This window comes from Actinomyces urogenitalis DSM 15434 (assembly GCF_000159035.1).
Taxonomy (GTDB): Bacteria; Actinomycetota; Actinomycetes; order Actinomycetales; family Actinomycetaceae; genus Actinomyces; species Actinomyces urogenitalis.
In genome coordinates this window covers 602,555-614,396 of record NZ_DS999574.1, presented here as the reverse complement: position 1 = coordinate 614,396, position 11,842 = coordinate 602,555, and the positions used below count along the sequence as shown (strand labels likewise).

Annotated in this window: 9 protein-coding genes; 3 read left to right on the top strand and 6 right to left on the bottom strand. The window is 69.4% G+C overall.

Going from position 1 to position 11,842, the window contains the following annotated elements; all coding sequences use genetic code 11:
* From purL to HMPREF0058_RS02580, 4 genes are all read right to left on the bottom strand, one after another.
* Window positions 1-2,221: phosphoribosylformylglycinamidine synthase subunit PurL (purL, locus tag HMPREF0058_RS02600; protein WP_081449142.1), on the bottom strand; the 2,221-nt coding region annotated here is incomplete at its 3' end.
* A 235-nt stretch (window positions 2,222-2,456) separates the two neighbouring features.
* Window positions 2,457-2,915, bottom strand: coding sequence for a TM2 domain-containing protein (locus tag HMPREF0058_RS02595; protein WP_006548119.1), 459 nt, complete (start codon window positions 2,913-2,915; stop codon window positions 2,457-2,459).
* 70 nt (window positions 2,916-2,985) lie between these two features.
* On the bottom strand, window positions 2,986-3,603 hold the full coding sequence (locus HMPREF0058_RS11650; protein WP_006548118.1) for a TM2 domain-containing protein: 618 nt from the start codon (window positions 3,601-3,603) through the stop codon (window positions 2,986-2,988).
* A gap of 86 nt (window positions 3,604-3,689) precedes the next feature.
* Window positions 3,690-3,911, bottom strand: a complete 222-nt coding sequence (locus HMPREF0058_RS02580; RefSeq protein ID WP_040319491.1) for a hypothetical protein — start codon at window positions 3,909-3,911, stop codon at window positions 3,690-3,692.
* A 362-nt stretch (window positions 3,912-4,273) separates the two neighbouring features.
* Here HMPREF0058_RS02580 and HMPREF0058_RS02575 point away from each other — a divergent pair, with 362 nt between their 5' ends.
* Complete coding sequence (locus tag HMPREF0058_RS02575) at window positions 4,274-5,704, top strand: glycosyltransferase (RefSeq protein WP_006548115.1); 1,431 nt, start codon at window positions 4,274-4,276, stop codon at window positions 5,702-5,704.
* 443 nt (window positions 5,705-6,147) lie between these two features.
* Window positions 6,148-7,179 carry a type IV toxin-antitoxin system AbiEi family antitoxin gene (locus HMPREF0058_RS02570; RefSeq protein ID WP_141560452.1) on the top strand — a complete coding sequence of 344 codons (1,032 nt, stop codon included), beginning with the start codon at window positions 6,148-6,150 and terminating at the stop codon, window positions 7,177-7,179.
* 622 nt (window positions 7,180-7,801) lie between these two features.
* On the opposite strand, the gene HMPREF0058_RS02565 is transcribed toward HMPREF0058_RS02570, so the two are convergent.
* Complete coding sequence (locus HMPREF0058_RS02565; RefSeq protein ID WP_006548113.1) at window positions 7,802-8,953, bottom strand: ROK family transcriptional regulator; 1,152 nt, start codon at window positions 8,951-8,953, stop codon at window positions 7,802-7,804.
* A gap of 180 nt (window positions 8,954-9,133) precedes the next feature.
* Here HMPREF0058_RS02565 and HMPREF0058_RS02560 point away from each other — a divergent pair, with 180 nt between their 5' ends.
* Window positions 9,134-10,033: a LacI family DNA-binding transcriptional regulator gene (locus HMPREF0058_RS02560; RefSeq protein ID WP_006548112.1), complete on the top strand. Its 900-nt coding sequence runs from the start codon at window positions 9,134-9,136 to the stop codon at window positions 10,031-10,033.
* 43 nt (window positions 10,034-10,076) lie between these two features.
* Here the strand turns inward: HMPREF0058_RS02560 and HMPREF0058_RS02555 are convergent.
* Window positions 10,077-11,842, bottom strand: a 1,766-nt coding sequence (locus HMPREF0058_RS02555) for a glycoside hydrolase family 2 protein (protein ID WP_006548111.1), incomplete at its 5' end; no start/stop codon positions are given.

Genomic DNA, 11,842 nt, shown 5'->3' with positions numbered 1-11,842 from the left:
CGGCCACCGCGCCCTCGGGCACGGCGACGACGGCGCGGGCGCCGGACTCGGAGAACAGGGCGGTGAAGTCATCCACCTCGTCGCGGCCCTCCAGGCCGGCCAGGTTGATGCTCGCACCCACGCCGTGACGCAGGACCGAGTCCACGAGGGTCTGGATGAGACCGCCGTTGGAGACGTCATGAGCAGCGCGCACGATCTTCTCGCCGTCCGGGCCGTCCGCCTGGCTCAGGGCCAGCAGCACCCGACCCAGCGCCATCTCGGCCTCCAGGTCCACGCGCGGGGGCAAGCCACCGAGGTGGTCGTGGACCACACGAGTCCAGGCCGAGCCGTCCAGCTCATCGGCCGTGGCGCCCAGGGCGATGACGGCCAGGCCCTCCTCGAACCAGCCCGAGGGGTTGGCGCGGCGCACGTCGTCCATGACGCCCAGGACCCCGACCACCGGGGTGGGGTTGATGGAGGAGTCGATGAGCCCCTTGACCTTGCCGTGGGAGTTGTAGAGGGACACGTTGCCGCCGGTCACCGGGATCCCCATGACCTGGCAGGCGTCCGCCAGACCCGTGATGGCCTCGACCAGCTGCCACATGGCGTCGGGGTCCTCCGGGGAACCGAAGTTGAGGCAGTCGGTGACGGCCAGCGGCGTGGCGCCCACGGTGCACACGTTGCGGTAGGACTCGGTCAGGGCCTGGGCGGCGCCGGTGGCCGGGTCGAGCTTGGTGAAGCGGCCGTTGGCGTCAGTGGAGATCGCCACGCCCCGGCCGGTGGCCTCGTCCACGCGGATGACGCCGGCGTCGTCCGGCTGAGCCAGGGCGGTGCCACCGCGCACAAAGCGGTCATACTGGCTGGTGACCCAGGAGGTCGAGGCCTGGTTGACGCTCGTGACGACGGCGCGCACCTGGTCCGCGAGCTCGGAGGCGGAGGCGGGGCGTGCCAGGCGCTCGGAGGTGTCCGCGTTGAGGTCGTCCTGCCATGCCGGGCGGGCGTAGGGACGGTCGTAGGTGGGGCCCTCGTGGGCGACGGTGCGCGGGTCGACGTCCACGATCCGCTCGCCGAAGTGGTCGATGGTCAGGCGGCCCGAGCCGTTGACCTCACCGATGACCGCGGCCTCAACGTCCCACTTGGCGATGACCTCCATGAAGGCCTCGAGCTTGTCAGGAGCCACGACCGCCATCATGCGCTCCTGGGACTCGCTCATGAGGATCTCACCAGCGGTCAGCGTGGGGTCACGCAGCAGCACGTTCTCCAGGTCCACGTGCATGCCGCCGTCGCCGTTGGAGGCCAGCTCGCTCGTGGCGCAGGAGATACCGGCGGCGCCGAGGTCCTGGATGCCGAGGACCAGGTCCTGGGCGAACAGGTCCAGGCAGCACTCGATGAGGACCTTCTCCATGAAGGGGTCACCCACCTGGACACTGGGGCGCTTAGCCGGCATACCGTCCTCGAAGGACTCCGAGGCGAGGATCGAGGCGCCGCCGATGCCGTCCCCACCGGTGCGCGCACCGAAGAGGACCACCTTGTTGCCTGCGCCCGAGGCGTTGGCCAGGTGGATGTCGTCGTGGCGCAGCACGCCCACGCACAGGGCGTTGACCAGCGGGTTCTCCTGGTAGGAGGAGTCGAACTCGGTCTCGCCGCCGATGTTGGGCAGTCCCAGGCAGTTTCCGTAGCCGCCCACGCCGGCCACCACGCCGTGGACCACGCGTGCGGTGTCCGGGTGGTCCACCGCGCCGAAGCGCAGCTGGTCCATGACGGCCACGGGACGCGCTCCCATGGAGATGATGTCGCGCACGATGCCGCCCACGCCGGTGGCCGCCCCCTGGTAGGGCTCAACGAAGCTGGGGTGGTTGTGGGACTCGACCTTGTAGGTCACGGCCCAGCCGTCACCGATGTCCACCACGCCGGCGTTCTCGCCCATGCCCACCAGCAGGTGCTCCTTCATCTGGGGCGTGACCTTGGCACCGAACTGCTTCAAGTGGATCTTGGAGCTCTTGTAGGAGCAGTGCTCGGACCACATGACCGAGTACATGGCGAGCTCGGCGTTGGTGGGACGGCGCCCCAGCAGCTCCTTGATGGAGGCGTACTCCTCGTCCTTGAGGCCGAGCTCGCGGTAGGGCATCTCCTGGTCCGGGGTCGCCGCGGCGTCCTGAATGGTGTCAGGGTGCTCGACCGGCCGCGGGGCCAGGCCCGACTCGGGGATGGGGACGGTGGACTCGGACGACACGGTTGCCATGCGGCTGCTCCTGGGGTCGAGGAGGTGAGTGGACCAAGGCTGAGGATACCTGCCGCCGGCCACACCTCGCTCGCCGGCGCTCTCGAGGCGGCCTTCCGCCTCCTCCGCCAGGCCCGACGACGTCGATACCCCCGCACACAGCACCTCGCCTACCAGCCTGCTGACGCGGGTTGGTAGGCGAGGTGCGGGACGTAGCCAGGCACCGCCGTCGTCCTCACGACGGCGAGCGGGCGGCTCAGCGCAGCGAGCCGTCCTTGGACACGAGGATCATGATGAACTCGACGAAGGCCCACAGACTGTTGGCGCCGGCGACCAGGTAGGCCATGATGACGGCGCCGCCGACCTTGACCGCCTCGGAGTCGGCGATCTGACCGTAGGCGTCGGTGTGCGAGGCAGCCATGACCACGCCGACGATGAACAGCAGGACCGTCAGGACCATGAGGGCAAGGTGACCAGCGCCTCGCTTCATCTGGCCCCGGTAGAAGCTGTGCGCGCCGAACCCGCCCAGGAAGAAGGCGAGCAGCGCCGCCGCGGTCTTGGACTTGGCGTTCGGGTTGTAGGGCTGCTGGCCATAGGGCTGCGGGTAGCCCGGCTGACCGTAAGGCTGCTGCTGGCCGTATGGCTGCTGAGGCTGGCCGTAGCCCTGCTGGTCGTAGGGCTGGGAGGAGTTGTGGGGGTAAGGGGTCTGTGCCACGGAGAGGCCTTCCTCTTCGGTTGTCTTAAGGGCAGTTGGTGGTGGAGCGGCCGTGGTGCCGCGAGTCATCTCAGCGCAGAGAACCGTCTTGACTGAAGAGGATCTCGATGAACTCAGCAAAACCGTACAGGACGTTGACGGCACCAAGCAGGCCGACCGTCATGAGGGCCATTCCGGCGTTGAAGCGCTCACCCGGGGGGAGCTCGCCGTAGGCGTCCGTCTGCGTGGCGATCACGTAGATGCCGAACAAGAGCATGACGCCGCACGCCCCAGCCAGCACCACATGGATGCGGCCACGAGTCTGCTGGCCTCGGTAGAAGCTGTGCGCGCCGGTCCATCCCAGGAAGAAGGCGAGCGCAGCCGCCACGGACTTGGACTTGGGCTCGCCGGCCTGGACGGGCGGGGTGTAGGCACCGGGCTGCGGCTGGGCGTAGATCGGCTGGCCGTAGTACTGCTGCACCGAGGGCGGCTGTGCCTGGCCGGGGTAGGGCAGTTGATCCTGGCCGGCGCGGGGCTGGCCGTAGATCTGCTGGACAGCGGCCGGCTGGACCTCGGGCTGCTGCGGCTGCGGCTCGGGCTGCTGGGCCTCGGGCTGCTGGGTGCCGTCGTCCGAGTGCGGCCGCTGCGCCAGCCACGACGCCAAGTCGCCAGCCAGCGAGGAGCGTGGGGAGGAAGGGCTCTGCGTCATGCGAGTGGATTTCCTTCGTAGGTCTCAGCGACGGCGCGTGGCAGGTATGAGTGCGAACCTGCCACGCCCCGCCAGGCCGATGTCACTCAGCTCAGGGACCGGTCCTTGTTGATGAGGATGTGGATGAGCTCCACGAAGGAATAGACCGAGTTGGCGGCAAGGACGACCTGACCGCCCATCACCTGGGCACCTCCCGTGCTCACGGCGTCAGAGTTGATGACCTGGCCGTACTCATTGACGCCCGCGCCAGCATTGAGGGCGCCCACGAGGAGCAAGCCGAAGCTCAGGATGGCGAGCGGGATGTGCACCCCTGCCCTCCTGTGCTGACCGAGGTAGAAGCTGTGGGCTCCCACCCCGCCAAGGAAGAAGGCGAGCAGTGCGGCTGTGTTCTTCGACTTCTTCGGAGCGGCGGCCTGCTGAACAGACGCCTGCTAAGGGTCAAGGGACTGAGTCATGAGGATTCCTTTGATCGATCGGGATCAGGTCATGGGACACGAGCGGGCCAGGCAGCTGGGAGCAGCCCTTCAGCCACAGGAGCCACCGAGGTGGTGCCACTGCGCCGCTCGCGGGAGAGATCATGACGGGACCCGGATAAATCCGCCGTAAGGTAACTTGCGACACACTCCCCGTAAGTGCTGCGAGTCACACAAAAGAGGGGCAGGATCGGGACATGAGAAGCATCGACGTCGCACCCCTGCCCCTGTCGGACCTGGAGAGCCACCTCGACGAGGTCGCCATCCGCCGTCTGCACGACGGCGTCGCCGCAGCCCACGGACTGCTGGACGGCCGCACCGTGTGGACCGTGACGCCGTCGGCCGCTGCGGAGGCCGGACCGGCCCAGACCGTGGCCCCGCTGGTCGGCTACGCGCGCGGGCTGGGCATCGACGCCCGGTGGCTCACCCTCGACGCCCCAGCCGAGTTCCTGGCCGTCACCGCGCGGCTCAACGCCGCCCTCCACGGCTCTCACGGCGACGGTGGCAAGCTGGCCGACAAGCAGCGGGACCTCTACGAGCACGTCCTGGCCTCCAACGCGGAGAACGTGGTGGAGGACGTGCGCGAGGGGGACGTCGTCATCCTTCACGACCCGGCCACCGCCGGTCTCTCCCGCGCCTTCAGCCAGGCCGGAGCCACCGTCATCTGGCGGTGCCACGTGGGCGCGACCGACGCTGGGGAAGAGGGGCAGCGGGCCTGGGCCTTCCTCGACCGCTATCTCGAGGACGCCGACCTCCTCGTCGCCTCGCGCGCGGAGTACCTGCCGCTCTACGCCGAGGAGGAGCGCTGCGCCGTCGTCGCCCCCTCGATCAACCCCGACTCCCCCAAGAACCGCGTCCTCGACATGGACGAGGCCGCCTCGGTGGTGCGCCTGACCGGGTTCTTTGACGGGCAGCCGCCCTTCGACGCCGTCCCCTTCATCCGCGAGGACGGCCGGCCGGACGCCTTCCGCGGCCTGGGCGACGATGCCCCGAGTGCGCCCGCCGCCGGCACGCCCGTGCCCGAGGGCACCAGGGTAGTGACCCAGGTCCAGCGCTGGGATCCGCTCAAGGGCGGCCTGGAGCTCGTTGAGGCCTTTGCCTCCCAGATCGAGACCCTGCCGAGTGACGCGCACCTGGTCCTGGCCGGGCCCACGCCCGATCCTGCGCGCGAGCCCGGAGCCGCACGGACCCTGGAGGAGATCACGGAACGGGTCTCCACCCTGCCGGAGTCCGTGGCCTGCCGGATCCACGTGCTGGCGATCCCGGCCTCTGACCGCGAGGTCAACGCGACGATCGTCAACGCCTTGCAGCGGGTCAGCGCCGTGGTCACGCAGCGCTCGCGCGTGGAGGCCTTTGGGCTGACGGTGGCTGAGGCGATGTGGAAGAAGGCTGCCGTGGTGGGCAGCGCGGTTGGCGGCATCCAGGACCAGATCGAGGACGGGGTCTCTGGCGTGCTGGTGGCTGCTGACGACGCCGCTGGGTGGGCCGAGGCTGTGCGCGACCTGCTGCTGCTCAGCGAGCGGGCGCGTGAGATGGGCGAGGTGGCACACGAGGCGGTGCGCCGGGACTACCTGCCCGACCGTCACCTCATTGAGGTTCTCAACGTCATCGCTCAGGCCGCAGTCTGAGGCTTGCCCTCGTCGCTTGAGGCCCTTAACCGGCCACACCCACCCAACCAGCCCTGCCCACCCCGTCGCTTCAGGCCCATAACAGTCGAACCCCATCCCCGCCACACCCAAACCGACTGTCCAGGACCTAAAGCGAGGGGAGAGGGCAGCCAGCCCCGACCAAACCCGACCAGCCACACCCTCAGCCGGCTGTCCACGACCTAAACCGACGCCGGCGCGCACCTCCACCACCGTCGCCTTAGGCCCTTAACAGTCGAACCCCATCCCCGCCACACCCAAACCGACTGTTCCCGGCCTCAACCGACGTCGGCCTCACCCCTCACCCCTCGCCCCTCACCCACACACGCGCTCGGGCTCCACAGGCGCCTCCCGTGACACCCCAATCCACAACCCTCACCATGCGCTGTGGCCTCCGCACCCCACCGCGCTGCACGCTGAGACGCATGAGCACCTTTCCACCTCCTCCAGCAGTGCCGCGGCTGACCCTGACCACCCTGCGCGACGACGCGCGAGCAATGGTCGAGGCCGGCGCAGTGAAGATCATGCGCGGCGTCTACCTCCAACCCGCCCCGAGGCTCGCCCCGTGGGAACAGCTCCGCGAGGCAACGCTTGCGCGAGCGGCCGCAGCGCTGCACACACACCCGTCTGCCGTATGCCTGACTCACGAGGCCGCAGCGATCGCGCATGGATACACCTGCCTGACGACCGAGCCAGACATTCATATCGCCGTCCCGAAGGTTCCCACCGGCGGTCGCCGCCCCTTGCCGACGTTGACGTACACCGCCGAGGACGGCCACACGTTCCGCGGACGGAAGGTCTCGCTCGTGCGAAGCACCCGGCTTCCTCGCTCGGAGGAGGTCGACGTCGTCGACGGCCTCAGGGTGACCAACCCACTCCAGACCGCGGTGGACTGCGCCTGCGACCTGCCCGCGCGCGAGGCGATCTGCATCGTTGACTCCATCTTCTGCAAGACCTGCGAGGCGGACCGGTTCACACGCAATTGCCTCGGCCCGACACCCGAGGAACTGCGCGCCACACTTCTGGCCATGCTCGAGCGTTACCCACGGCGGCCGGGACTTCGCCGCGCACGTGCGGTCCTCGCCATCGCGAGCCCATTCTCAGAATCCCCCGGTGAGAGCATCTTGCGCTGGGCGGTGCACGCGGCCGGCTTGCCCGAGGCCGTCCCTCAGTTGTGCTGGCAGAGTCGGGAAGACTCGTCGACCTTCTTCCTCGATCTGGGTTGGGAGGCGCGCAAGCTAGACCTGGAGTTTGACGGATACGTCAAGTACGGCGGATCCGAGGACCTCCGCGCTGAGAAGTCTCGTGAGATGCGGCTGCGCCGCGACGGGTGGCGCATCGAACGCTTCGAGTGGTCAGAGATCAAGAAGCCACACGAGCTCGCTGCGCGTCTGACGTCGCTGTTCCCTGCCGACGTCGTGCGCAACGCGCGCCCGGTCCGCGACTTGTGGCTCTAGGTCTGAGACGACGGAGCAGGCCACCCCGGAGACCTCAAACCGACTGTCCACGACCTAAACCGACGCCGGCACGCATCTCCACCACCGTCGCCTTAGGCCCACAACAGTCGAACCCCACCCCCGCCACAACCAAACCGACTGTCCACGACCTAAAGCGAGAGGAGAGGGCAGCCAGCCCCGGCCAGACCCAGCCAGCCCGCCCAGCCACACACCATCACCGACGCACTTATCCACAGATTCTGTCCACAGCCTTGTGCACAGAATCCCCAGAGCGGGGAAATCACGCCACTCGTCCTGTGGTTACCTGCCGATTACCCGCCCCGTCGCACCTGGAGGCGCCGTCGGGCGCACCGCACACCTCACCCAGGCCGCCAGTACCCACGATTCTCAACCATGTCAAATCGTTGAAATAACGCGGTTTCCCTCAGTCAAGCGCTTCATAGCACATCGCCATCGTCCGCGCTGGCGATTCTCGATCCTTGCAACGACGCCAAGATCCCCGCACCCCTGGAACCTCCCAGGACGATCGTCTCTTCACCTGCCGTGCACCGTCGGTGCTGAGGACTTTCCCACAGCACATGTGGCTGACTGTGGACGGTCCACTGTGGCACCGCTACCACCGCTACGTAGTCGCCCGCACGGCCGTGTCGAGAACCAGAGACGCCGCGCCCAGCGCTGCAGCAGTCCCCGAGCTGGGCGACAGCCGGATCTCCATCAGCCCACGAGACCCCGCCCCAAAACGCAGCGCCAGCTCCTCCTCCAGCACCGGCAGGTAGAAGGCACCCGCAGCACCAGCGCTCGGCCCAGTGAGCACCACCGTCGCCACGTCCAGGACGTTGACCACCGATCGCACCGCCACCGCGAGTGCCCGCGCCGACTCAGCCAGCAGCCTCTGCGCCGCCAGGTCTCCCGCCTGAGCCACACGCGCCACAGCCGCAAAGTTCGCTTCCACGCTCCCCCGCGCGCCGGGCTGCGGCCCGAGCCCGGCCGCACGTGCCAGGTCCTCCTGGCCGACGGCGCGCCTGACCACGGACTCCGGCCCACCCACGGCCTCCAGGCATCCGCGTGCGCCGCACGAGCACACTGGCCCCGCCATGTCCACGCACACGTGGCCGAGCTCGCCCTCGCCCTGATTGACTCCCCGACGCAGCCGGCCGCCAGCCAGGTAGCCGCCGCCGATCCCGGCCCCCAGGTAGACCACGAGCGCATCATCCGTGCTGCCGGCCGGCGAGACCCACCACTCCCCCAGCGCCGCCGCTGAGGCGTCGTTGTCAAACAGGACGGGCCGCCCCAGCAGGCTGATGTCACGCGCCTGCTGGCTCGCCAGGATCTCCGCGCGCACCGAGTCCGAGCCGACGACGCCGGCACCCAACACCCGCTCGCGCGGCACCCCGGCCCCCATGACCAGCTCGTCCACCGCCTGCGTCAGTGCCTGCGACCACTGGTGGCTTCCCAGATCGCACGGGCGGCGCGTGCGCGCGACCACCGCCCCCAAGAGGTTAGCGAGGACCAGCACCATGTCGCACCGCGTGAGGTGGATGCCGATGGCGTAGCGCGCGTCAGGCACAACCTGGACGAAGGTGCGGGGCTTGCCGCCCGTCGAGCGCGCGCGGCCGCTCTCCTCGACCAGCCCTTCCTCCATCAGCTGGCGCACGAGGGTCGAGATGGTGGCGCCGGTCAGGCCGGTGCGCTCAGCCAGGCCGGCACGCGAGGCCCGCCCTGAGGCGCGCACGAGGTCAAAGACGAGCGCCTTGGTGTCCACACCCCTGGCCATCGTCTCTCCCTCATCATGTCCGTGGGTCTTCGTGTCAAGTCCCGACGCCCAACGCCCATCCCGCCGCCGGCACATCCTCCGCAACGGCACAGCGCGCTCTAGACTGACTGGGCGCCCGCTGTAGTGCAAGGATCGCACTCATCAGGCCCTGCTCGCACCCTCGACGCCCAAGGAGCACCCATGGCGACCGTGACCCACCGCTGGGGCATGGTGCTGGACCGGCCTCGCAGCCTGTACACCGCCGAGTCCTACTACGCCGAGGTCACCGACGGCATCGAGGAGGTCCTGCGAGGCAGCGCCGTGATCCTCTTCCTCCACCAGGTCTCCAGCATGGAGGAAGAAGTCGCTACCTACGAGCGCTGGGCCCGCGAGCGCTTCGTGGACGGGGTCATTATCGTGGACCTGCTCGACGACGACCCTCGCCCGGCGTTGCTGGAGCGCCTGGGCCTGCGCACCCTGTACGCCGGAGCCGACACTCCACCGTCGGGCGCGAGCGCGCTGACGAGCGAGAACGTCGAGTGGACCCGCAGCGTGCTCACCCCTCTAGTCCAGGCCGGGCACCGCCGCATTGCGCGCGTGAGCGGCCCGGCGAGGCTGGCTCACACCCGCGTGCGCAGCGATGCCGCCCGCAGCTTCGCCATCGAGCACGACGTGGAGCTGACGACGCTGGAGGGCGACTACTCCGCCGCCTCGGGACGCGAGGCAACTCTCGCCCTGCTGCAGCGTGATCCGCGGCCCACCGCCATCATCTACGACAACGACGCCATGGTCCTGGCCGGCATCGCCACCGCGCGCGAGATGGGAGTCTCGGTCCCCGAGCAGCTGAGCGTCGCCGTCTGGGACGACTCGCTGTCCTGCCGCCTAGCGCACCCGCCCGTGGCCGCGCTGACGGACAACTCCCACGAGCTCGGCCGCCTCATCGCCCAGGCACTGCTGCGCATGGACGACGGCGAGGCCCCGGTCCGCCTGCCGCACCCGCAACGGCAGTGGCTGGCGAGAGCCTCGGTGGCGCCGGTCGGCGCCGCGGTGAGGACGGCGTTGTCCGCCTCGCCCTCCCGCGGCGCCGACCGGCCCAGGTAGCCCAGCCGGCTCCGCAGCCGGCCGGCTCAGCGCCTCAGCCGGCTCAGTTGGCCAGGTCGTTGGCGCTGCGCAGGACCGGCCAGGAGGCGAGCACCGAAGGATCGGCCAGCTCCGGACCTCGGACGGTGAAGGTCGCCGTCTCGCCAGGCAGGAGGGTCACCAACATGTCGTCGACGACGGCGCCGGGCATCACCTCATCAGCCGTCAGCGCGAGGTCACGCAGGAGGACCTGCGCCGTGACCTGGACCCGGTAGCCGCCTTCCACCCGGTCCACCGAGACCTGCGCCTGGGGCGCCGGAAGCCCGGCCTCGCGGTCGGTGGAGGTGAACCACACGGCCCGACGCACGCCGTCGGCCTCGGCGAGAAGGAAGCTGTCCGCCTCCAGCGGCAGCGCCACCTCAACCGCCGTCGAGGAGGCCGGCTCCACGCTGAGGTCAAGCGTCTCCCAGGTCACCTCGCCGCCATGACGCAGCCCTCGCCCGAGCCGAACTCGCGTGTGCCAGGGCTCGCGCAGGTTGTTGACCGCCGCCAGGCGAGCCTTACCCTCTCCTGCTGGCTGGAGCACGAGCATCCGGTCCTCGTGGGCGTGACGCATGGCGTACCAGCCGGGCTTACGCACGCCCGCGCTGTCCACCACGGCCCAGGAGATGACCGGCCAGCAGTCGTTGAGCTGCCAGATCACCGATCCGGTGCACAGCGGCTGGAGGGAGCGGAAGTGACTGATGCCAAAGTGGAAGGCCCGGGCCTGGTTGAGCTGGGTAGCCCAGTGCCAGTGACGGAAGTCCACCGGCTCAGGAAAGTGGTTGTCGATGCCGCGCTGCAGCTTGCCGAAGCCGTTGTCCGCCTTCTGGTGGACGACCAGCTGGGCGCCGTCGCGTGAGAGAGGCTCGTCGTGCACTGCGGCACGCAGGGTCGAGTAGGCCATGGGCCCACCGAAGCCGAACTCGGAGGCGAAGCGCGGGGCGTGGTCGGCGTAGTGGAGGTAGTCCAGATCGTTCCACACGTCCCACACGTGAGTGTCACCGTCGGCGTCGTTGTTGGCCTCGGCCGCCGGGTCGGGGCAGAAAGGACTGGCGGGGATGTAGGGCGTGGTGGGGTCGAGCTCAGCCACGATCGCCGGCAGCAGCTCGCGGTAGTAGCCCAGCCCCCAGGCGCGATCCCCCAGACGCTCCTTCCAGCCCCAGCTCTGGTAGCCGGTCTCGTTCTCGTTGTTGCCGCACCACAGGGCCAGGCTCGCGCGGCCGCCCAGGCGCCCCACCGCCTGGCGGGCCTCGACGAGGACGGTCTCGCGCAGCCAGTCCTCCTCGGCGTAGGCGGCGCAGGCGAAGGCGAAGTCCTGCCACACGAGCAGGCCGAGCTCGTCAGTGGCGTCATAGAAGTCCTCGGACTCGTACAGGCCGCCACCCCAGATGCGCACGAGGTTGCAGCCGCCGTCCACGGCGTCGGTCAGCGCCCGGCGGTAGTCGGCAGCGGTCACGCGAGTGAAGAAGACGTCGTCAGGGATCCAGTTGACGCCCTTGGCGAGGATCAGCTCGCCGTTGACCAGCAGGCGCAGGGGCGCGCCGACCTCGTCAGGGCTCAGGTCGATCCCCATGTGGCGGAAGCCGACCTTGCGACTCCAGGCCGGCTCGCCGCCGACGCTCAGGACCGAGTCGTACAGCGGCTGCTCGCCGTAGCCGCGCGGCCACCACGCCTGCGGCCCGGCTACGCGCGCCTCCAGGACCACCTCGCTCAGGCCCGGCTCGCTCACGCTGGCCGTGACCGTCTGGCCGCCGACGGCGTAGCTGAGCTGCGTGGGGGCCTCGCCCT